The following is a 23,637-nucleotide window of genomic DNA, read 5'->3' as shown; positions in this document are numbered from 1 at the left end:
TCTAGTAGCTAGTATCAAGTAGCAAGGGTAAAGAGACTTGAGACTTGAGATAATAGAAGAAAGAACAAAGAGTAAAGACTGGATACGCTTCATATGACAAATGCTGAGCAGCTATAGCTCCTTGTCACTCTGAGTGCAAGGAAGAGTCTCTTTCCGACATCGCATTATTTTTTACACTAGCCTGGGGATCATATATCTGCATATATTCGTTTTCCATGGATTCAAAGGGGCATTGCAAATGCCCGTTTATAGGGGTTCCACATTACAAATGTGGAACAGCATTATTTGAAGTATCTAGTATCTAGTAGCAAGGGTAAAGAGACTTGAGACTTGAGATAATAGAAGAAAGAACAAAGAGTAAAGACTGAGAATGGGACTAAGCTTTCAGCCTTAGACTTTTGACATTCAGCTTTCGGCCTTGGTTCTTTGGTATTTTATTTATTTAGCTTGGACTGGATCTTTTTCCAGTTGTGGGTCAGGGTGTATTTTTCTTCTACCAGCTTTCTGCCCGCTGCCCCCATGATTTGTCGGAGGTAAGGATCTTCCAGGAGGATCTTTAGGTACTGGGTCCATTCCTCATGGCTGCTGGCCAAAAAGCCATTCACTCCGTGCCTAACCACTTCCTTGTTCATGCCAATGGGGGAAGCTATGACAGGGAGACCACAGGCCATGTACTGGATGAGCTTATAGGCACATTTGCCCTGCTCCCAAGGAGTATCGTTTAGGGGCATGAGGCCGATATCCAATTGCTGGATCAATTCCACTTCTTCTTCCTCTGACCATTTGAATGTTTTTTCCAAGTCAGTCAAGCCTATCCCCTGTCCATTGGCGATAATATTTAAGGTGAAAGCCTCTTCCTTTTTCAATCCTTCAAAAACGGGTTTTAATTGGTTCAGGTATTTCAGTGTGGTGGGCGAGCCTATCCATCCTATTTTTACGGTTGTATTATCCTTTTCAGGTCCTAGTTGGTACTTATCTAAATCAATGACTGTAGGGAGGTCCATGATATTATGGGCACCGGCTTCTTGTGCCCTGGCGGCCAAGTACTGATTGCCCAGCCATAGTTGATCAGCCTTGGCCATTAGTTGATCTATTTTGTCCTTTAATAAGCTTCTGATCCATTTATTCCCATGTAGGTCATAATTATGGAATACGGCATCATCATAATCGAAGATGTATTGGGGACCTTTTTTGAAGGCCCATTTTTCCAAGCCAAAGGGCATAAAAGGAAAGAGTTCTTTTTCTATGATGATATACTCATAATCCCCTGCTTGCTGGAGTATCTTCCAGCGTCTTTTATAACAGGCAAGGACATTGCCTTTATCGATGGGGCGCTTTGCATAGTGTTCTTCCAGGTACTGCTTATTAAAGAATGCCGAAAGGGTCACATCAAAGCCTGCTGCCTCCCATAAGGGCAGGTACTGAAAGGTCCTTAGCCTACTGCTGGCTCCCATTCGTGGGTATTTTGGGAGGAAGAGTATTTTGTTTTTTTTGGGCACTTTTTTATAGTAATATTCGACCCCTTCGGGGTCGTGGATGATTGTTATACCGATCCGTTAGTAATGTTTGACCCCTTCGGGGTCTGGGGTAACCACGGAGAACACTAAGATAACACGGAGATCGCTGAGATTGTATAAGTCAAAGGCCTAAGGTTAAAGGCCAAAAGCCAATGGGACTCAATATTTGCTTTATCAAATGAGCCGGATCTAAGGGTAACCACAGCGTAGCGCAGAGGTCTCTGAGGTTGAGTATAAGTCAAAGGCCTAAGGTTAAAGGCCGAAAGCCAATAGGACTCAATATTTGCTTTATCAAATTAGTAGGGTCTAGGGGTAACCACAGCGTAGCGCGGAGGTCTCTGAGGTTGAGTATAAGTCAAAGGCCTAAGGTTAAAGGCCGAAAGCCAATGGGACTCAATATTTGCTTTATCAAATGAGTAGGGTCTAAGGGTAACCACAGCGTAGCGCTGAGATAGCACAGTGGTCACTGAGGTTGAGTATAAGTCAAAGGCCTAAGGTTAAAGGCCGAAAGCCGATGGGGCTAATTATTTATTTTATCAAATAAGCCGGATCTAAGGGTAACCACAGAGTAGCGCAGAGGTCTCTGAGGTTGAATATAAGTCAAAGGCCTAAGGTTAAAAGCCTAAAGCCGATGGGGCTAATTATTTATTTTATCAAATGAGCCGGATCTAAGGGTAACCACAGCGTAGCGCGGAGGTCTCTGAGGTTGAATATAAGTCAAAGGTCTAAGGTTAAAGGCCGAAAGCCAATAGGACTCAATATTTGCTTTATCAAATGAGCCGGATCTAAGGGTAACCACAGCGTAGCGCGGAGGTCGCTGAGGTTGAGTATAAGTCAAAGGCCTAAGGTTAAAGGCCGAAAGCCGATGGGGCTCAATATTTGCTTTATCAAATGAGTTGGCCCTCGGAGAAACCACAGCGTAGCGCGGAGGTCGCTGAGATTGAATATAAGTCAAAGGCCTAAGGTTAAAGGCCGAAAGCCGATGGGACTCAATATTTGCTTTATCAAATGAGTCAGAGACCTGCCTACAGCAGGCTCAATATTAATGGTGCTGGGGCACAGCCCTCAGCACAACGGGCAACGGGGGCAATGGCCTTTTGCTTTGGGCATTCAGCTTTAGGCATTTCCCTCTTTTGCCGCTGCTTTCTGGGCGATGATTTCCTGGCGTTTTTGGTAATAGCGTTGTTTTTCCAAGTATTTCTGGTAGCGTAGTTTCTTATTATAAGTGATCAAAAATAGAATAAATAAGGCAAAATAAATCATGATCATGTTTTTCATCCGCATCATCACACCCAAGTTCCCCAAGCTATTGGCAAAGGCCAAAGTAACTGGAATAGAAGTTATAAAACCCACTTTTAAGAATACCGGCATATCCCTTAATGCTTCCGGGGTCCAGTTTCGTATAATAAACAAACTCAACCATAAATACAGTGCATTTTCTATGGAACTTAATAATGCCATTATATTATGGGCATCTATAAATATCGGTCTATATAAAAAAGTAAATATTTTAAACAATAAAGGGTACGAAGAAATATCAACCGCAGAGCCAGAATTCCCCCTTCCAAGATCTTTTGCTTTTGTAGAAGTATATGATTCTAAGGATTCTAAGGACACTTCCTCTAACTTAAGGACTTCTAATGTATTAGACATCAAATATACCGAACCAATGAATGCCATAATCGTCAATACTATCTTATACTCTCTCCTAATTTCCGATCCAAATACTATTGCAATTGCTGTCCCAATAATCAATGCCTGCCCCATATGTGGTCTAGCCAAATAGACAAAAAAGAAAGCAATTAGGCCTTGCCACCAACGGGTATTGTATTTTTGAACCGCAAACATGAACCAAGCTATGGCCCAAAAACATAAAGAATCCTTTCCTACCCCTGATGACCAAAAATTAAAATTGGCCATATAAAATATGGTTGGAAACAAAGATATATTGAGCACCTTATGATTCATCGGAAAATATTCGGCAGTCATGATAAAGAGATAACGGATCCCTATAAAGCCTAAGAATCCGTATAGTATATTTCCTGTGATATATTCCAGTCCTAAAACTTTACTTGGAAAGTAACATAACCAAAGTATAAAAGTAGTTCCTTCTCCAAAATATTTCATCCAGGACTCCTCTCCTCGAATCAATACCTGCTCCATGCCAAACACCCAGTAGCCTCTTGAATCTCCACCAAAATTGATGATGTACCAAGTATAAAAAAGACTAAAAAAGAGGTGATAAAAAAGCAGGTAATGGAGGTGGTATTGGTATTTTTGGGGCAGGCCAAATTTCTTGGCCATACTTTGGTTGGTATTGACCAGGGCAATTAGGCATACTATAATGATGATAAGGTCGAGCAAAGTATTTCTTTGACTTTTGTGGTTTTTATGTGGCGGTAAATATAGAGATTAATTTGATAGGTCATTGCGAGTGAACAGAGAGAGCGTGGCAGTCTCAACTTCGGTAGTCGAGATTGCCGCGTCGGGCAGAGCCCTCCTCGCAATGACGGATAGAACATCGTCATTGCGAGGAGGAACAACGAAGCAATCTCAGCTTCGACAGGTGGGATTGCTTCACCCTCATTCTTCGGGTTCGCAATGACGTAAAGGCCAACGTCACTGCGAGTGAACAGAGAGAGCGTGGCAGTCTCAACTTCGGTAGTCGAGATTGCCGCGTCGGGCAGAGCCCTCCTCGCAATGACGGATAGAACATCGTCATTGCGAGGAGGAACGACGAAGCAATCTCAGCTTCGATAGACGGGATTGCTTCACCCTCATTCTTCGGGTTCGCAATGACGTTACCATTCTTGGATATCATCCCACAAATCCTTCCAGTTAGGGTTTAGGGAGTTGATTAAATCTAATTTCTTTTGTCTGGAACCTGCCTTTATTTGTTTTTCTCTAAGAATTGCTTCTTCTATGGAATGAAAGGTTTCATAATAGACCAGCTTGGTCAAGTTGTATCTAGCGGAAAAAGAATTTCTTTTGATATTAGTTTTATGCTCATGTACCCTTCTTAAAAGGTCTGCAGCTACACCCACATATAATGTCGAATGGTTTTGATTGGTCATTATGTAAACACATCCTCCTTTTTTCATGCTTTTAATTCTAAACGTCATTGCGAGGAGGAACGACGAAGCAATCTCAACTTCGGCAGGCGGGATTGCTTCTCCGCCAAGGCGGATCGCAATGACGTAATAACAAACGTCACTGCGAGCGAACAGAGAGAGCGTGGCAGTCTCATTTTCAGTAGACGAGATTGCTTCACTTTGTTCGCAATGACGTTTTCGGTAGTCGGGATTGCCGCAGTCTCCGCCTATGCGGATCCTTCGCAATGACGTTTTCGGTAGGCGGGATTGCTTCACCTTCATTCTTCAGGTTCGCAATGACGTAATAACAAACGTCACTGCGAGCGAACAGAGAGAGCGTGGCAGTCTCAGCTTCGGTAGTCGGGATTGCTTCACTTTGTTCGCAATGACGTTTTCGGTAGGCGGGATTGCCGCGTCGGGCGGAGCCCTCCTCGCAATGACGTAATGCTACTCATTCGCAATGACGTAATAGGCCTTTTCCCTCAACAGCCCCAAATACAAATCCTCTACCTCCTTTACGTATCTTTCTGCGGAATAGTGTTTTTTGGCGCGGTGGTGGCCGGCTTGGCCGAATTGGGTTCTGAGGTCGGGGTGGTCGATGAGGTGTTGGAGCTTTTTGGCCAGGGCTTGGGGGTTATAGGGAGGTACTAAGAAACCGGTTTCACCATCCACCACCACATTTTGTAAGCCGCCCACTTTGGTCGCTACGACAGGCAAATGGTGCATCATGGCTTCTGCAGCTACCAAGCCAAAGCCTTCATTGGATGAGGCGATGCAGAAGATGTCCATTAATTTATAGTAGGCTTCGGTATGGCTTTGATATCCCACAGAGAGCAATTGATCTTTTAATCCCCATTCCTCGGCTTTTATTTTTATATCTTCTAAGTCTGGACCATCACCCACCAAAAGGAATTTTATATGAGGACTATCCAGCAGCTTTATTGCCTCTAGAATATCCGTGAAGCGCTTAACATGATCATATACCCGTCCTACTGAACCGATGATCATATCGGTAGGCTTAATCCCTAAATCCTCTCTTAATTTTAAGATTGTGTCCTCTTCTTCTCCCTGCAAGTCTCCCACACCATTATTGATCAAGCTTAATTTTTTCTCTGGAACCTTGACTTTATCCCTCAGAAAACCCATCACTGCAGGCGCTATTCCAATGATTTTATCTGCTGCTTTTATCCATAAACGCTGGAGCCAAATGGCCTTTTGGGAGCGGTTTTGGGGATCGGAGGTTTCCTCCAAAATCACCACTGGTACTTTTCCAAACTTCCCCCCAATGGCGGCCATGCTCATGCCTTCAAAGATGGCTCCATGAATGATATGGGGTTTAAAATCCCGGATTACTTGTCTAACCTTTTTGTGTTTTTTCCATTCAAAGGGATGTTTAAAGCTACCAATTGGTATCAGCTCAACTCCTTCCTTTTCCAAGGCATCTGCAACCGGACCTCCCTTCCAGGTACAGATGATTTTCAGTTCGTACTTCTCTTTATCCAGTCCTTTTGCCAGGGTCAGGCGGGTTTGCTCCACCCCTCCAGAGGAGATGGTTTCTATGCAATGGAGGATGCGGATTTTATTTTGGGGCATGTTTTAAATTTTAAACGTCACTGCGAAGGATCCGCTAAGCCTGCCTAGCGTCAGACAGGGCGGAGACTGTGGCAGTCTCGACTTATTATACGTCATTGCGAGTGGAGCCCTAGCGAAACGAAGCAATCTCAACTTCGATAAATGGGATTGCTTCAGGTTTTGACAAACCCTCGCAATGACGGGTAATTCCACGCCAGTGCTTCGCTAGACGAGATTACCTGCCCTCCCTGCCTACCAGCAAGGCAGGCGGGAGGCGGGCTTCTCCCAGTTGACCGGGCTGGCTATGACGGATAATTTCACGTCACTGCGAGCGAATAAAAGGAGCGTGGCAGTCTTATATTATGTAAACGAGATTGCCACGTCGGGCTTGCCCCTCCTCGCAATGACGGATAATACCGAGTTAGCAATGACGTGTTATTTTACCTATTACTTTCCAATAAGGAATTATATAAGCTTAATAAGTTCTTAACGTGGTTTTCCACGGTGTATTTTTGGGCTTCTTTTTGGGCGCTTTTGCCCATTTCCAAACGTTCCTTTTCAGGCATTTGGAGGAATTGGAGCATGGCATTTTCTATGGATTGGGGCGTATGGGGATCAATGATCTTTGCTGAATTACTTTCCCCGATGATTTCGCTTGCCCCTCCCACTTTTGTAATCACAGAAGGCAATCCTGCCATCATGGCTTCAGCCAGTGCCACAGAGGAACCTTCCGAATACGATGGAATTAAGAATACATCTGATTGAAATAAAAAAGGTGATACATCCGCTTGAAAGCCCAGAAATGTTACAATCTCTTCTATCTCTAATTTCCTTACTAATTCCTCTAAGGAATCTCTTTCTTCTCCATCACCAATTATCAATAATTTAGGGTCAAAGGGAGCTCCGTGAATGATATTGGCCAATGATTTAAGTACTGCTGCAATATTCTTAATGGCAGTCAACCTGGTTACCATGATAAATGTAAAAGGAGGTTTTTGATCCATGCCATTCAAATCTGATTTCTCAAGTTGGGCGGGATTATATATTACTGCTACCTTTTCAGCACTTATTTCTCCCTTTATTACAATGTATGCCTTTACTGCTTCAGAAATGGCTATCACCTTATGTGCTGTACCATATACTCCTTTAAAAATCCATTCCCAGGCTTTATGGTGATTAGGAAAACCGATTTCCTCCCCTATCCTAACTGGTACTTTTGCTAACCTGGCCGCTAGTAATCCATGAAAATTGGCTTCTGCTCCTGCCGTATGAATTATATCCGGTTTAAATGATTTTAATGCTTTTTTTAAATCAAGAATTAATTTCCAATTGGGAATTCTGGGATTCCTATCCCAAACCTTTACCTGAATGCCCATTTCCCTTAATTCTTCTGCTACTTTCCCTCCATTGCCCAAGGTCCAAATTTGCAATTCTACTTCAGGGTATGCTCTCATCCCTAAAGCAGCCAATTGGGTTACTTTTTCTACTCCCCCAAAATCCAGTTCCGTAAGTATCTTGATTACTTTCAAGGATAAATATATCTAATGCAAAACTTTGAATATTTTCTATGCCATTTTCTTAAAATATTGCTTCCTACGAATTTTTGTAAACTGTTAAATGGCAAATAATAAACCCATAATAAGAAAGTAAAAGGCATAGAAACAGCTCCCCAAATCCTTTTAATACCCTCTTTATTATGACTAATCCCATAATAGGGCAATAAATTCAAGGCCAAAAACTTCACCCTAAAATCTAACCAGGCTCCGTAGGAACTCATCGCTTTACTTGGATAATCTTCTTCCACCATTTCAGCAAAAATAGTTCTCTCGATACAAGAGAAATTCTCTTGGGTTTGGGAAGCTTGCTGATCATAGTGCATCAAGGCATGATTTACATAATAGCCCTTCCCATAAAATGCAATAGCCCTGAACCATACATCCAAATCCTCTCCCTTGGTCAAATGAGGTTTAAAGCCCTGATTATATGTAAAGAAATCCTTTTTGATCACAGTAGAAGATGAGGTATACCAGGTATTATAGCTAGCTGTCTGGAAATAATTATCTAATATTCTTATTTCTGGAGATATTAGCCTTTCACCTTTCAACTCCCCTTCAGTAATATAAGTACTTCCCAGAATTCCAGCATCAGGATACTTCTCTATTACCTTTTCCATGCAAGTCAAAAAATCCATATGCCAAAAATCATCTGCGTCCAAAAAGGCAATATATGCTCCTTGTGCTTCTGATATGCCTCTATTACGAGCAGCAGATACCCCTTGATTAGCTTGATGGATCAAATGAACTTGATTCCCATATCTCTTTTCCACCAATCTATCGCCACCATCCGTAGATCCATCATTGATGACAATGACCTCAAAACCCATATGGGACTGCTGCAACACGGAGTCAATGGCCCTGCAGATATAAGGGGCTTTATTGTATAAAGGGATGATTACGGAGAACATCTTTTTTAGACGTAAGACACTAGACTTAAGATTTTAGATTTGTTTACGTCATTGCGAGGACGATCAGAGATAGGACGCGGCAATCCCAACTTCGGTAAACGTCATTGCGAGTAGAGCCTAAGCGGAACGAAGCAATCTCCCTTTTTGAATATGAGATTGCTTCAGGGCATTGCAAATTCGTCATCAAGGAACACTTCCGTTTATGCCCTTCGCAATGAAGTATAGCTCAACGTCACTGTGAGGCGGAAGTATGAAGCCATGGCAGTCCCACATTCTAAAAACGGGATTGCTTCTCCCGGATGACCGGGATCGCAATGACATAAAGTACTAAACTAGCAATGACGCTTAGGACAAAAACCGTTTCAACCTTAAGGCATTTTTAAAGCCTAGGTATTTGGATAAGGTTTGGAATTTGGGGCCGCCAATATAGGTCTTTTCTGAGATCCCCAATTTCTGAATATGGTTTTCAGCTTTAGCAATTAAATCTAAATGCTCCGGAAACACATCGTAAATAAACTTTTGGTATACTTTCTTAAGTGCTTTTCTTACTCTTGGAGAATCCTCTACTTTTAGTACTTCCTTTTCATAGCATTGATACGAATCCAATAAGGAAGACCAGGCTCTTGGGCTTTTTTGTTGGGACACATTGGTCTCTCCTGGAATACGGTAATACGCCTTTCCCTTTTCCTCATACTTTATAATACCTCCTTTTAATAATACCCTACAAAAAAACTCCCCATCTTGATTGATAGATAAAGATTCGTCCCAAGGTCCTGCTAATTCAATTAAATCCCTGTGTGTTAGATATACTGCAGGTTGATGCATTTCCTGATGGTTCCAAAAGTGTAGTAATAAGTCCATCCCATTATCAAAATTCTTAAACACACCGTATGGGATATGAAAACTGTCTGCAGAATTTTCTCTAAACATCAACCATTCACAGGATGCGATCACATTCTTTTCAGTGTTCTTTAGGAGGATTATCTGTTTTTCTATTTTATCAGGTGATAGTATATCATCTGCATCTAAAAACTGAATATAATCGCCCTTAGCTTCCCTAATTCCTTTATTGGTGGCTGCAGATACTCCTTGATTTGCCTGATCAATCAAAGTAATCTTTTCAGGATGCTTGCCTTGATATTGCCTTAAAATATGAAAGGAATTATCCATAGAACCATCATTGACCAAGATGATCTCCTTATGAGGATATGTTTGTGCCAAGGCAGACTCTATGGTCTCTGCCACAAAAGCTGCTTTATTATAAACCGGGATGATGATGGATACTAATGGGTTCATATTTGCGTCATTGCAAGGACAAGGTACGAGGACGAAGCAATCCCATTTTCGGTAGATAAGATTGCTTCGGGTCTCTCTAAAACTCTTTTGGATATATATTGTTATTTATTCTCGTCGCAATAACGGAGACGTCACTGCGAGCGACCAAAGTGAGCGCGGCAGTCCCGCCATCGCCTTCGTCATTGCGAATGAAGCTTTAGCGGAATAAAGCAATCCCGACTTCAGTAGGTAGGATTGCTTCGGGGCATTCAACGACTCTTTGATTATATCAAATCATTTATGCCTCTCGCAATGACCGATCCACAATGACGTTTACCTCTTCGTCTCTCCACCTCTGATCAAATTAAAATATTCCTGAACTGCCCCTAAATTAATGGCAGTACAAACTTTAAAGATGGCCCAAGACTCGTTAATTGGAACAGTAAAGAATTTCTTCAATGAGAACCTATACCTCCTTAAAATAAAGTTCAAAACATGGGGAGTAAATGACCATTTATTCTCCTGAAACCTTCTGGTATATGCACCACCTAATAATCTTCTATATTTATTTACCAAGTCCTCTGTATGATACCTTGCAGGATGATTTACAATGATATCCTCTTTATACACAATCTTATATTTGGAGCTGATCTTTCCTGATAAATCTGAATCTCCATTTGATTTTAATGCCGCATTAAAACCTCCAAATTCCTCGATCACATCTTTATAGGAAAACCAGTTGGCGGTAATGGCATGACCTTCTCTGGCATATGCTTCAGTGGTAAAGCCTGTATATTTTTCATAGACTTCTGTTGGAGACAAGGAATTTACATTTTTAAAAAATAAAGGTACAGAGCCAGTGAGAACACCTATTTCCCTATTTATGTCTCTCTCAAAATATTTGTAGGCATTTAATATCCAATTTTCATCTGGTATACAATCCGCATCTATAAACGCCAAGATTTTCCCTTTAGCAACTTCAATGCCTGTATTTCTTGCAACATACGATCCAGGCGTAGTTTCTTGAATAATCTGCCATGAAAACATAAAATCTACTTCAATACTCAAGGGGTTCTTTGAATCATTGTTAACTATGACTACTTCCCAATAATTAACATCTAAAGTTTGTTTATCCAGTGCTTTTAAAAGTTTATGTAACCTATCAGCGTCCTGATAAACTGGAATTATAATCGAAAAATATATCAATCCCTATAAAGTTTATATCTATTCATTCCCCATTTATAAAAAACTGGTATAAAAAATGGTTTTATTAAACCTACAAACAGCTGTCCACCATGAAGTATTAATTTCCTGATAAAATTATTTTTTATTGGATTTGTAATTGCCCTTGCCAAATGATATATCAAGGCCTTTTTTTCAAATTCATATAAATTTTCTAAACCTATATTATCAACCCAAACCAATAACATTATTGTTTTAGTTTTTATTGACTTCTTATAAATCGTATTATGGTCATGTCTACGAGCGGCTGATACTGGTTGTTCTAATTCTGATGCATGAAACTTATACTTTCTATTTAATCTCCACCAAAATTCAGTATCAGCATGGACTTTTAAACGGTCATCCCAGAAATCTCCATTATTAAAAACCTCTTTATGAACTGTATTAGCATTCACATGCCCTAAAACTAAATCTTTATTAATAGCAAATTCATATGCTTCCGAATTATCCGCTTCTTGTGGTAAGAATGTCATTAAATCTTTTTTTTCCCCATAGGGAATAATACCTCCATTTGGGAAATTGATAGTTGAAAAATTATAGGTTATTCTTGCTCTTGAGTCATTACGGAAAATCTCGAGATCTCTTTTAAACCTATTTTCATAATACCAATCATCCGCATCTAAAAAAGCCACTAAATCACCTTTCGACGATTTAATAGCAATATTTCTGCAACCTGCCGCAAATAGTTTTTTGGAATTGGGAATTACTCTTACTTTTTCAAATTCTTGTTCTAACAATTTTCCAACCTTAAGTGAATTATCTTCAGATAAGTCATCGACAATTAAAATCTCAATAACTTCGTCTAAAAATACTGCAGATTTAACCGCCTCTTCTAGATATTTCTCCGCATTATATACTGGAATTACTACCGATACTTTTAATTCCATCCTTTAAACCTCATATAATTGCCACATATTTGTTATGAAAGCATCTGCCCCACAATTTCTTTTAGTATTTTCTCTAATTGTGAATGGATCATAATTCTGTTCATTATTTTTTATTTTTAAGATGGCATCAGCAATAGCCTTATGGTCTCTCAATGGTACGATAAATCCAGTATTATCATTTATAATTTCTTCAACCCCGCCATTAGCCGTAGTAACAACAGGCAAGCCACACATCATTGCTTCTCTAGGAGCAATTCCAAAAGATTCAAAATCTGAAGTACATACATATACATTAAAATCTTGATAAAACTTCGGAATTGCATCTCTTTGGAGTCTATCGATAAAAATGGCATTATTCATTAAATCGAATTCATTACAAATTTTTTCAAAGACATTAATCCCATTTTTCCAAGGTTTTCCAACCACTGTAAATTTAAACTCAACCTTTTCCTTTTTTAAGCATTGCATAGCCTTAAAAAAAACTTCATATCCCTTTATATGATCAGCGTACATTATAGTAACTATTTTCAAGCACGAATTATATTTCATATTCACTACCTGAAAAATATTTTCGTCAATTAGATTAGGAATGATTAAGGGGTTACAATCTGGCTGATTCATTAGGATTTGTCTTTTTTCTGCATAACTAACTGCACCTACTCTTGAAGCATCTTTAAAGGCATCTAGAACCAATCTAGCTCTTAACTTTGTGTAATAATGAAACACAAAAACCTGATGTTCTAAAATCACTAATGGTAAACCTGCCAATTGAGCTATATCATTTGCATATATTGCGGCATCCATGCCACTTTGGGCATGAATTAGGTCAGGTAAACTTCTTTTTAATTGGTAATTTTTGAATGCAATTCTATACAATAGTCTTTCCAACCATAATTGAAGAAAATCAGGAATTCTTCTGTTTGCAGGTATTGAAAATTCATATTTTGGAGGATGGTTGAAAATCTCACACTTACTCAATTTCAACTTTCTAAATATAAAAGCATTTATAAAAACAAGACCCCACTTGACCAATGGAAAGGAACTTTTACACCCAAATAGTATCGAAATATCAATACTTTTTTTCTCATTTAAGAATTGGGCTTGTTCTAAAAAGTATAATCCCAAATAAGGTTTAAACTTCGAAGGGTACCAAGATGGAATAATCAGAATCTTTTTCAAAAATCAAAGTTTTATTCAATACTGTAAAAATGAGACATTTTTTGTCTAAAGGTTTCAGTGCCACATTCATTTATGATATGTTTCCTTATTAATTCAGGTTGGTAATTATTATAGTTTTCATATATCTTCCAGATACTATCAGCTAAAGCCTTTGAATCCTTAACAGGAACAATACGTCCAGTATTTTCATTGATACTATCTACAATTCCACCATTATCTGTCGTCAATACAGGAATTCCAGATAACATCGCTTCTCTTGCAGCCAATCCAAATGTTTCATACAACGAACTACTTACAAACAAGTTTGATCTATTATACAACCTTGCTAGTTCTACATTATTCAAATTGAAATAAAATTCTCCTAACTCAAAAACACCCAATTTCTTGCAATCGCTTTTCATTGTTTCAATTCCTTCACCAACAATAATATACTTGAAATTAAAATTCGAATTCATCAAATTTTTAAAGCATTCAAAGAGATACTTGCTTCCTTTTACCGGGTTTGAGTAGAGAACTGAAATAATAGTGAAGCAATCATCCTTACTTATTTTTGGGTTAATATAGAAAACATTTTCGTCTACACGGTTAGGTATTATTATTGAATTAATCTCACTTGAATGTCTTTTCAGAATTTGGTCTTGAAAGTTTGTAAGAGATGCTACATAATTTGATCTCTCAAAGGCTTCAATAACCTTTTCCCCCCGTGATTTTGAAACGAAATGAAACATCAATGGACTATGTTCAGTAATTACAAAGGGACAATCAAAATCCTTGCTTAATTCATGAGCAAAATGCCCAGTAGGAAGTCCTGTATGCGCATGTAAAAGATCAGGGGCATTCGCTTTACGTAAATATGCCTTTTTGATAAGTTTTAAGTACTGTTTTTCTATTCCTAGAAGCAAAAAGTCAGGAATCCGTCTATTAATAGGGAACACTATATAATAGCAAACAGGCCTATCATCAATCTGTTTTAATGAAACACTTCGGAGCAATAACCTTTGTAAAAAAACTTTGAGACATGTTAGAAAAGGTTTTGATTTTCTATCAATAAAAATCAATTCTATATCACAAATCCCTCCGTTGATCAAACATAGCGCCTGCTCTTTTACATAGAGACCTTTTGCAGGATAGCTAGGCATCGTATATGTAGGGGTAATAACCAGAATTTTCTTTTTTGATTTCATGGGCATTATTTGTGAATCAGGTACGCTTTGGAATCATCTTCCTTCTCATACCATTTAAACATACTAACAAAGGGACTTCCAGTAGAAATTATATCATTATCAAATATTGCATCTTCTGGTTGGGACAAATCATATTTGTGTTTTCTATATTTCCCCTCTAATCTTCTCATTATCCGGTATTGTATATAGTAAAACCAATATCCCCAATCAAATGGTACAAGCCTATCCCAAACAGATGATGTTTTGTAATAATATTGTTTTAGCACATAGTTAAATACCTGCATATCATAATTTCCATCATCTTTTAGCATTTTAAATTCACTCGTCATATGACCTAGTAACTCTTCCAATTTATCCTTTTTTCCCGCCAATGTACCAGGATTAAAAACAGGATAAGAGAAAAAGCTTATAGAAAGTTTTTGTGGATAACGTTTATTTAATTTATATAATGCCTTTAAGGTCCATGTAGAATTCTTCCAACAACGGCGATCCCCCCTTCCAACAAAAAGCTTGTTTGGATTTTGGTCTAATAAGGAAAATGGATTCTTATTAATGATCACATCATTGATATCTGTGGTCAATACAAAACAATTATCAGGAAGCTTTTGTATAAATTCATAAAATATGAAGAACCGCTCATCATTTAAAGACATCTTTCCCAATTGGCATTTGACAAAACGGATATGCTTTGTCTGATATTTTTTTAGAAATCCTTCACTCAATTGATCATAAAAAACCACTGCCTTTAGCCGATGTTTGACCACGCTTTCATACCAATGCTGGATATAACTGAAATCATCTCTTCTTTGGAATCCTCCCCTAACAGGATCTTGCTTAGAAGAAAAATAAGTAGATAGCACAATTAGATCACCTTCCAAATCTCCTAATTCTGTTAAAATGGTCAGAACCTGATCAAGTATCCTCTGCATCTCTATCTTTTATTATGCCACCTATAAATTGGCTTCAGTTTATCTGCCAATAAATATTTTGAAAAGTCTTTTATAAATGTATCCTGAAATAGGGATGCTGGCTTCTTCATAAGCCTTTTCCAATAACTATAAACAGCCATAGTAAAATTCTTGTCATGCAGGTAATCCCATTCATTTTTCCAGCTATGGTTCCATAGATGTACAGCATAGGATTTTCCAGTAATATAAGGGAGGTAATCTTCCCCTCTTTTTGTATAGGGTAAAGGATAAAAGTATTCCGGTGAGAGGGCTTTTCTCTTTTCTTCTTCACTCAAGTGATTAGTCAAATAATGAGGAATATCCAATGGTGATTGATAATTAAACTGTATTTGCTTATACCCATGTAATAAGCTTTTTATGGTGATATTATTTTTTTCCGCACCGATTATGGCAGCATTTATTTGGCCTTTCTTCTCTTCTCCTAAAAAGAATTTATGATATCTCAAATCATCTAACGATTTTAGTAAAAGCATATCTGTATCCAAATAAATTCCCCCCTCTTGATATAGGGCAAATAAGCGGCATACATCAGATACAAAGGCATATTTTTTTAAATGGTATGCTTCTTCTGTAAAGTCACAAAACCTTATATTAAAATTACTTTCATCCCAACATTTTATCTGATAATCTGGTAAATTCTTTTTCCAGCTTTTTATACATTCCAACTCTAGAGTAGACATTTCCCCCTCTCCAAACCAACAATAATGTATCATTTTGGGAATCAAGCCTTCATTAGTTTTTGATTAATAAAATAGCTCTAAGTTTTAAAAAGTTCTTAACCCCTATCCATGCTCCTAACCATAATAGTGGTGGTTTTAAAAAGCTATAACGAATATTAGGATAATGCTTTTTTATTCTATCCAAGCATTTTTGGGTCAGTTCTGGAAATTCAACACCAATCATTTTAATCAATCGTTCATAATTCAATGCTAAATTTTTTTTTATTAAATTGGATTCATCCACTTCCAAAATCCACTTATCACATAATACCAAAGCATCATACCAAGAATCCCAACTCTCCTTAGAAACTTGTTTACTTAAATGCAATGAATTTGGTTTTCTGTAAAGTGTTAAAATCTTGTCCTCAAAAATAATTTCCGGTGATTTTAATATCACCCTAGTCATAAATTCTCCGTCTTGATTTTGCAATAAAGATTCATTCCATAGCCCTGCTCTTTTAATAAGTTCTGCAGAACATAAGTAAGAATGAATTGGAATGAATAACTCTTCCTTGTTCAATTTATTTAATAAGTCTAATGGATTCGATGGATATTCATTCCATCTATCCTTATTTAATTCATGAGACTCAACTTTAAATTCCTTATTCAAAACTTCATAGACATTTTCAAACCATTCCCAGTTTGAAACCGAAATTGCAAATTCTCCCATATGCTCCAATACAGATATTTGATATTCCAACTTTCTAGGATGAATCAAATCATCTGAATCTAGCCATTGGATATATTTACCTTTGGAATATTCAAATCCGTAGTTTCTAGCCGCATTACCACCTGGTTTCCTATTATTTGGTCTAGTGTATATCTTGAAACGAGAATCTTTTTTACAATATCCCTGAACAATTTCCAATGAATTATCAGAACTATGATCATCAACAATTATGCACTCCCAATTCTTATAGGTTTGAGCCAATAAAGAATTCAAAGTTTCATTTAAGTATAATACTTTATTATAATTTGGAATTATTATAGAAACCATTTAGTTACTTATGTATTAAATAAGCCTTACTTGTTTGGGGATCTTCAAATTTTTTAAAAAGGCTATTAAACGGAAAACCTGAATAAATCATTTGTGAATTAATAATTCCTTGGGTAGAATTAGAAATATTTTCTCTAAAAATGCTCTTTAAAAATGATAACTTCCCACAATGCATTGAAATATTAACCTTCCACATAAAATCATACGAAAATAAGTTTATTAGAAATTTGTTAGAAGGTTTATAATAATAATTAAACAAAATCCAATTTAAATTTACCATGTTATAATTACCTTCATCATTGAGCGTGGAGAAATTTTCGGTCATCATACCAAACAATTTATTAACTGTAGTTACCTTTCCTCCAATTAAACCAGCATTAAAAACAGGATAATAGATATAGCTAGAAGGGAATTTTGTTTTAGTTTTTAATTCAAATTCCTTAAGCTTATTAAGGTTCCATGTACCTGATCTCCAATTTACTTTCTCATCCCTTCCCAAAAATAGCCTATCAGGAGATTTTAAAAAAAACTCCAATGGAGACTTCCTAATTATAACATCATTTATATCTGTTACTAATACATAATTATTTTTATCCATTTTTTTTAAGAACTCATAAAAAATAAAAAAACGTTCATCATTTAAGGACATATCACCTATTTCGCATTTTACAAATCTTATTTTTGATGTTTGATATTTATTTACAAAATCCATATTCAATCCATCATGAAATATAATCGCGTTTAGTTTATTTTTCACAATACTTTCATACCATGATTTTATGTAGCTAAAATCATTTAACTGCTGAAAAACATTTCTCTGAGGATCCTTTTTCGATGTAAAGTAATTTGACAAAACCAAAAGTTCATTTGGCTCATAGGTAAAAGATTCATTTTTGTCAAGTAATAATCTACGCATCCTTTTTTGCCCAAATATTTACTTGTAAATCTTGATTTAGTGAATTATTTGATTTGATAAAAGGCTCAGGGTTTTTCAGGTCAGAATCTAAATAGTACCTAAAACCTTCATTCTCTAATAAATCCAAGATTTTTGATAAATTTTGTTTTTCATTTATAAATGAGTGATACTCTACAAACAAATATTTTATGTTTTTTAAAAATTCCTTAATTTCAAATAACACTTTTATCTCTTCCCCCTCAATATCTATTTTAAGTAGATCTACCTCTTTACCAACAAGAAACCTAGATAGTCTATCAGTTTTTACCTTTATCACTTTGGGCAATTTCTTAGTTAAATTTAAAGAGCCTGACAACTTTCCGTTTGAGGTAAATTCAACTTCACTTGTTTTATTAGACAAAGCTAATTGGTATAGTTCTACGCCCTCTAAGTCTTTTGTGTTTTCCTTTAAAACTGTAAATATTTCTGGATCTGGCTCAAAACCTAGTATTTGAGAATCAGGAAAATTTTCCTTCCAAAACATGATCGCTAGTCCTATATTACTCCCACAATCAATTATAAAAGGGTTAGTTTTAGAAAATTCAACCTTATAAATTTTATCTAGAAATATAGATTTATAACAAGAATTAAATTGATCATGATTATTTGTAAAAAATAATTTCCCATTTCTTTCAAATTTAAATAATCCCGTTTTTTTATCAATTCCCCCTGTTTTCTCCATACTGTTTCTAATTAAGTTTAATAGTTTAAAGCCTTTATTCATTTTTTTAATACCTTTTTTTAATCAATCTACCAGGTACTCCTCCATAAATACTATACTGCTCAACATTAGAATTAATTACTGCACCTGCAGCTAATACGGATCCTTTTTCTATTTTAACACCATCTAAAATCTTTACACCGGCCCCAATCCAAACATCCTCCTCTATGATAATCCCCTTTGTTGATAATCCTTGCTCACAAACCGGTATATCTAACGCTTCAATAATATGATTTGCAGGAATTATAATAGTATGTGTGGCTATCCTTACATAATTGCCAATTGTTAATCCCCCATGACCATATAAAACACAGTATGGATTAATTGAACAATTATTTCCAATAATTATTTTCCCTCCAAATGGCTTTAAAATTACTCCCTCCATTAAAACTACATTATCTCCTATATTAACCTCACCATCATGACTTAAATCAATAATCACTCTTCCTAAAAACTCTACTCCTCTTCCAATCTTAATCTTTCTCTTGTCCCCTATTATTTGAACATTAGTCTTAAATTTCCCCCTAAAAAAATCCAGAATCCTCTTATATGTAATAATCATAATCTAAGTAGAGTTTTCCGTAATGATTGTTTAACACTGTTCCTGAGTTATAAAAGTCGTTTGATTCCACTTGAAATGACAGGATATTTTCAAAGAATTCAATTCTACCTCCTTCCTTTTTCACAATTGAAATATCAACCTTATAAATATCATCAATTAATTTTATGTCTTTTAAGATAAACTGAATCAAATTGTCCTCTGATTTTAGAATATTTCCAACTATCGGTTTTTTAAAAGAAGTGCTTGCAGCTGAAATTTTATTTCCAAACTTATCCTTAATAAAAAATCCTATATCGTAATTTGACAAATCCACTTTGATTTTTGTATATATATTTAAATATACCAGTCCCTTTGACTTGACTAAATTTGATGGTAATTGGTTACTATCTAAAAGCTCAACTTTTTCAATATAGCTACTTCTTGAAAAATCGGCCACTTGAAAATTATTTTCTAAATAATTTAGGATCCCATAATTAGTATCAATTATCCTTTCTGAAAATCCATTTTTAATAATTAATATTTTATCGCATAAATTTTGAACTGCACCCATATTATGACTAACAAAAAGAACCGTTCTACCTTCATTCTTACTCACGTCCTCCATCTTTCCCAAGCATTTCTTCTGGAATTCATGATCCCCTACTGCCAATACCTCATCAATCACCAGTATTTCCGGTTCCAAGTGAGCCGCAACCGAAAAGCCCAAGCGTACACGCATCCCTGAGGAATAAAACTTGACAGGGGTGTCTATATATTTCTCCACGCCTGAAAAATCAATAATTTCATCCAGCTTACGATCGATTTCCCTTTTGGTCATGCCCAAGATGGTTCCGTTCATATAGATATTTTCCCGACCACTGAGTTCAGGATGGAAGCCGGTTCCTACCTCTAATAAAGCCGCTATTCTGCCGTTGATCTCAATCCTCCCTGAGGTGGGTTCGGTGATCTTAGAAAGAATCTTAAGCAAAGTAGATTTTCCTGCACCGTTCTTTCCTATAATTCCTAATACCTCCCCTTCCTTTACCTCAAAAGAAACATCTTTCAGTGCCCAGTGGACTCCTTCTTCCTGATCCTCCTGAAAGCGGCCTAAGTTTTTGATCCGCTGAAAGTTCTGAAATGGATATTTGATGGTATTCACTAACTGCTGCGCTAAGGTATCCGCTTTCTTTTCTTTTAAACCTATTCGGTAGCGCTTAGAAAGGTTTTCTACTTTGATTACTGTTTTTGACATTTTACCCCCTATCCCCTAAAGGGGAGTTTTGATAGTTTGAATTTGAAACGGCTTTCCTACCATAAATCTATAATTATTTAGTATTTGTCAGGTGTCAGTACGATAGAGTATGGAGCTTTTTTTTTGTGACATCTGTCCATTTTTATATGAGATTGCTTCCTCCCAATGGTCGTCGCAATGACGTATAGAAAATTGCAGTTAAGCTACATCGGCGAAGACCTTTTCCATTTTTCTGAAGTAGAATAAGCCAAAGGTAAAAAGACCAATTGACACTAAACTTCCCGGCCAGACCCATTCCCAGGGAACTTCTCTGGCCAAGAACATGGCCCTGATGCCTTCTATTACCCCCACCATTGGATTAAGTGAATAAACAAACCTCCAAACTTCAGGAACTGCCATAGTACTGTAAACCACAGGAGCAGCATAAAGAAGAAGCTGAACAATAAAACTCAGGGCATATTTCACATCCCTGTATTGTACCGCCATAGCAGACAAGATCATACCAATGCCCAATGAAGTCAGTAAGAGCTGAACCAATAAAACCGGTAAGAAAATAATTTCCCAACCTGGCAACACTTGAAAATAGATTAAGAGCCCCAGCAGGATTACAAAAGAGATCATAAAGTCCAATAATTTGGAAAATATGGCTGATAGCGGCAGAATCAACCTAGGGAAATACACCTTGGTAATCATGCCTGCATTGGCCACCAAGCTATTGGCGGAGTCCGTCAAGGTTCCGGAAAAATAGCTCCATGGCCATAAAGCCAAGTATGAAAAGAGAATATAAGGCATACCATCCGAATCCACCTTGGCCAAATTCCCAAAAACCACCGTAAACACCAGAGTTGTAAATAGAGGTTGGATAATTGCCCAGCCAATCCCTAAAATGGATTGGGCATACCTGGCCTTAATGCCTCTTACCGTCAGGAAATATAATAAGTCCTTATACTTCCATAATTCATTAAAATCAATTAACCTCCAGCCTTTTGAAGGTTCAATTATTGTTGTCTTCACTTTTAATTATACTTTCAGGTAATTTGCTGACATCGAACAATAGCATGGACTTATCTATAAATCTACCATTATCCCCTTTATATTTCTCATTAATGACTTCAACTGGCTCTCCAAAATTAAATGGGGCTATCATTAAATTCAAAGGTCTCCAATCTCCTGTAATAATATCATTATTCTCTAACCTATTTGAAAAACTGGTTGTGAGAAGATACTTTGTTCTCGAATTCCTTAAACCCCTTATGAAATTTTCAATATCTGCATATGAAAAATGAACTAAGCAATCTCTACAAATAACCAAATCTGCATTGGGTATTTCATCTTCTATTATGTTAGAATATTTAAAATGGATATTTTTTTCACTAGTATATTCAATCTGTAATTTTTCGATTAATGGTTTTACAATATCCAAACCTAGATATTCAATTTTTGAGAAATCTAAATTTCTTATCCAATTAAAATCACCGCAAGGGGCATCAACAACCTTAGTGATATTATATTGATTAATTACTCTACTGATTTCTTTTAAAATCACCGAAGTTACCTTAATCTCCGAGCCCACACCAGACTTGCTTTCTTTTGAACCCCAATAATTAGAATTATAGATAGTCTGAAATCTTTTTTCTAAAGGATCATTAATGCCTTTGACCCTCACTTTAAATTGATGAATTAACCACTTAATCATATATACCACAAAAATGACCCTTTATTATTTTTTTGATTTAATTTAAGAGAATCACAACATATTGTTTTGGTAAAAGTTATACAAAATACCAAACAACTAATTTCTAATAATCATTGAGATTATGCCTATTTTCTTTTCGAATCCATTTCGAAATTTCGACTGAAAGATTTTTTCCACTTTCTGGATCTAAATGCAAACCATCTTTAAATACATACACATCAGAAATATTATTAAAATCTTTATACGGTATATTTTTTTCTTTTGATAGTTGTTTCATCTTGAAATCAAAATCATAAATAACCTTTTCTTCAATATTAAGAATATCAGGATGTAATGGCATTCTTACCAAAAAAACTTTACCATATTTACTAAGGAATGAAATTGTTTGTTTTAAATAATTGAATCTAGTTTGCGAAAAAGAATATTTTTTAAGGTAGCCCTCATAAAAATTCACCATAAATTTTCTTCTTTTAGTAATTGCCACATCTTTCATTTCTCCGGTTGTTTCAAACCATCCATCTTGATGTAATTTACTGTATCCAGGCTTGATCCATTGTAATGGGATTTCATAAAAAGATTTTCTATAATGGTCTTTTATATAATACCAATTGGGATTCAAATCCACTTTCTCTATATCTTTTAAGAATTGATGATTTTCATCAAAAAGAGCGGTGTCATTGGGTGCTTCTTTATAACTGGATATACTCCATGGATCAACGGTCACAATAAAATAGCTTCCCTTTATCCCATCTTTAAGTTTTCTTTTAATGCTCTCGAGGTATACTGGTCCATAAGGAGAGTTATAAACCGTAAAACTATAATTATAGATTTTGGTATTAAACACATCTTCTAACTCACTATTCAACACCTCTGGCACAATTCCCTGGGCGGCTTTGGAATTACCCAAAATTAAAGCACTTTGCTTAGGTGTAGTGAATCTTCTGTAGAATGGATCTGTGCGGCCATTATCCAAGAGTAATATCCCATAAAGAGATACAATCGGAAAGATTGAAAATAAGGTTATTTTGATAAAAAATTTAGTCATCATGACTGTAATCTTGCTGTTTCAAGCTACGAATATTAACTCTTTACTCTTTGTTGACCCACTAGGGCTCGAACCTTTGGTGTTTGATTGTACAATTGTCGAACCTGCCTTGCGGCAGCCAGGTTGGTAAACTAGGCTGAAAGCCGAATGACTAAGGCCAAAGGTCAAATGCTGAAGGTTGAAAGCCGAATGCCGAATGACTAAGGCTAAGGGCCTAACGCTGTCTTTATTCCATTCTCTTTATTCTTTGCTCTTCCTTGCGGCTGGCCTCCCCTTCAGGGGCCGGGGGTGCGCTGGTGGATTCGATATTTGGTTGGTGAATCGTTGGATT

The 23,637-nt window shown here is 36.7% G+C and carries 21 protein-coding genes; all 21 read right to left on the bottom strand.

Features of this window, described 5'->3' with window-relative positions; translation table 11 throughout:
* Positions 1-434 precede the first annotated feature (434 nt).
* Positions 435-1,454: a glycosyltransferase family 4 protein gene (locus H7U17_RS05835; protein ID WP_186755706.1), complete on the bottom strand. Its 1,020-nt coding sequence runs from the start codon at positions 1,452-1,454 to the stop codon at positions 435-437.
* A gap of 1,179 nt (positions 1,455-2,633) precedes the next feature.
* Positions 2,634-3,821 (bottom strand): hypothetical protein, encoded by a 1,188-nt coding sequence (locus H7U17_RS05830; RefSeq protein WP_186755705.1) that lies wholly within the window; start codon positions 3,819-3,821, stop codon positions 2,634-2,636.
* A gap of 497 nt (positions 3,822-4,318) precedes the next feature.
* Positions 4,319-4,618 carry a GIY-YIG nuclease family protein gene (locus H7U17_RS05825; protein WP_186755704.1) on the bottom strand — a complete coding sequence of 100 codons (300 nt, stop codon included), beginning with the start codon at positions 4,616-4,618 and terminating at the stop codon, positions 4,319-4,321.
* 438 nt (positions 4,619-5,056) lie between these two features.
* On the bottom strand, positions 5,057-6,202 hold the full coding sequence (locus H7U17_RS05820; protein WP_186755703.1) for a glycosyltransferase: 1,146 nt from the start codon (positions 6,200-6,202) through the stop codon (positions 5,057-5,059).
* Positions 6,203-6,621: 419 nt separating this feature from the next.
* Complete coding sequence (locus H7U17_RS05815) at positions 6,622-7,710, bottom strand: glycosyltransferase (RefSeq protein WP_186755702.1); 1,089 nt, start codon at positions 7,708-7,710, stop codon at positions 6,622-6,624.
* Positions 7,707-8,645, bottom strand: a complete 939-nt coding sequence (locus tag H7U17_RS05810; protein ID WP_186755701.1) for a glycosyltransferase family 2 protein — start codon at positions 8,643-8,645, stop codon at positions 7,707-7,709. The genes H7U17_RS05815 and H7U17_RS05810 overlap by 4 nt, the downstream gene beginning before the upstream one ends.
* Positions 8,646-8,990: 345 nt before the next feature.
* Entirely contained in the window at positions 8,991-9,941 is a 951-nt protein-coding gene (locus H7U17_RS05805) for a glycosyltransferase family 2 protein (RefSeq protein WP_186755700.1), read from the bottom strand.
* 312 nt (positions 9,942-10,253) lie between these two features.
* Complete coding sequence (locus H7U17_RS05800) at positions 10,254-11,126, bottom strand: glycosyltransferase family 2 protein (RefSeq protein WP_186755699.1); 873 nt, start codon at positions 11,124-11,126, stop codon at positions 10,254-10,256.
* Positions 11,123-12,049, bottom strand: coding sequence for a glycosyltransferase family 2 protein (locus H7U17_RS05795; RefSeq protein WP_186755698.1), 927 nt, complete (start codon positions 12,047-12,049; stop codon positions 11,123-11,125). The genes H7U17_RS05800 and H7U17_RS05795 overlap by 4 nt, the downstream gene beginning before the upstream one ends.
* Positions 12,050-12,052: 3 nt before the next feature.
* The gene (locus tag H7U17_RS05790) at positions 12,053-13,228 is read right to left on the bottom strand and encodes a glycosyltransferase family 4 protein (protein WP_186755697.1); all 1,176 of its coding nucleotides are present in this window, start codon (positions 13,226-13,228) and stop codon (positions 12,053-12,055) included.
* 11 nt (positions 13,229-13,239) lie between these two features.
* A complete protein-coding gene (locus H7U17_RS05785) occupies positions 13,240-14,412 on the bottom strand; it encodes a glycosyltransferase (protein ID WP_186755696.1) in 1,173 nt (390 codons plus the stop codon).
* A 5-nt stretch (positions 14,413-14,417) separates the two neighbouring features.
* Positions 14,418-15,341, bottom strand: coding sequence for a hypothetical protein (locus tag H7U17_RS05780; RefSeq protein WP_186755695.1), 924 nt, complete (start codon positions 15,339-15,341; stop codon positions 14,418-14,420).
* Positions 15,342-15,343: 2 nt separating this feature from the next.
* Positions 15,344-16,105, bottom strand: coding sequence for a glycosyltransferase (locus H7U17_RS05775; RefSeq protein ID WP_317172695.1), 762 nt, complete (start codon positions 16,103-16,105; stop codon positions 15,344-15,346).
* Positions 16,106-16,112: 7 nt separating this feature from the next.
* Complete coding sequence (locus H7U17_RS05770; protein WP_186755693.1) at positions 16,113-17,096, bottom strand: glycosyltransferase family 2 protein; 984 nt, start codon at positions 17,094-17,096, stop codon at positions 16,113-16,115.
* A gap of 4 nt (positions 17,097-17,100) precedes the next feature.
* On the bottom strand, positions 17,101-18,012 hold the full coding sequence (locus tag H7U17_RS05765; protein WP_186755692.1) for a hypothetical protein: 912 nt from the start codon (positions 18,010-18,012) through the stop codon (positions 17,101-17,103).
* Complete coding sequence (locus H7U17_RS05760) at positions 18,005-18,733, bottom strand: FkbM family methyltransferase (protein ID WP_186755691.1); 729 nt, start codon at positions 18,731-18,733, stop codon at positions 18,005-18,007. Before H7U17_RS05760 ends, H7U17_RS05765 begins: the two co-directional genes overlap by 8 nt.
* A 46-nt stretch (positions 18,734-18,779) precedes the next feature.
* Entirely contained in the window at positions 18,780-19,334 is a 555-nt protein-coding gene (locus H7U17_RS05755) for an acyltransferase (protein ID WP_222439144.1), read from the bottom strand.
* Positions 19,318-20,565, bottom strand: a complete 1,248-nt coding sequence (locus H7U17_RS05750) for an ABC transporter ATP-binding protein (protein ID WP_186755690.1) — start codon at positions 20,563-20,565, stop codon at positions 19,318-19,320. The genes H7U17_RS05755 and H7U17_RS05750 overlap by 17 nt, the downstream gene beginning before the upstream one ends.
* Positions 20,566-20,763: 198 nt before the next feature.
* The gene (locus H7U17_RS05745) at positions 20,764-21,579 is read right to left on the bottom strand and encodes an ABC transporter permease (RefSeq protein ID WP_186755689.1); all 816 of its coding nucleotides are present in this window, start codon (positions 21,577-21,579) and stop codon (positions 20,764-20,766) included.
* Positions 21,560-22,261 carry a class I SAM-dependent methyltransferase gene (locus tag H7U17_RS05740; protein ID WP_186755688.1) on the bottom strand — a complete coding sequence of 234 codons (702 nt, stop codon included), beginning with the start codon at positions 22,259-22,261 and terminating at the stop codon, positions 21,560-21,562. The genes H7U17_RS05745 and H7U17_RS05740 overlap by 20 nt, the downstream gene beginning before the upstream one ends.
* Before the next feature lie 103 nt (positions 22,262-22,364).
* A complete protein-coding gene (locus H7U17_RS05735; protein WP_186755687.1) occupies positions 22,365-23,309 on the bottom strand; it encodes a hypothetical protein in 945 nt (314 codons plus the stop codon).
* Positions 23,310-23,637: the final 328 nt, after the last annotated feature.

The sequence above is a fragment of the Echinicola salinicaeni genome (genome assembly GCF_014280965.1).
Classification (GTDB): Bacteria; Bacteroidota; Bacteroidia; order Cytophagales; family Cyclobacteriaceae; genus Echinicola; species Echinicola salinicaeni.
Note: the sequence above shows the minus strand (reverse complement) of the source record. Positions and strands in the feature narration are given on the sequence as shown.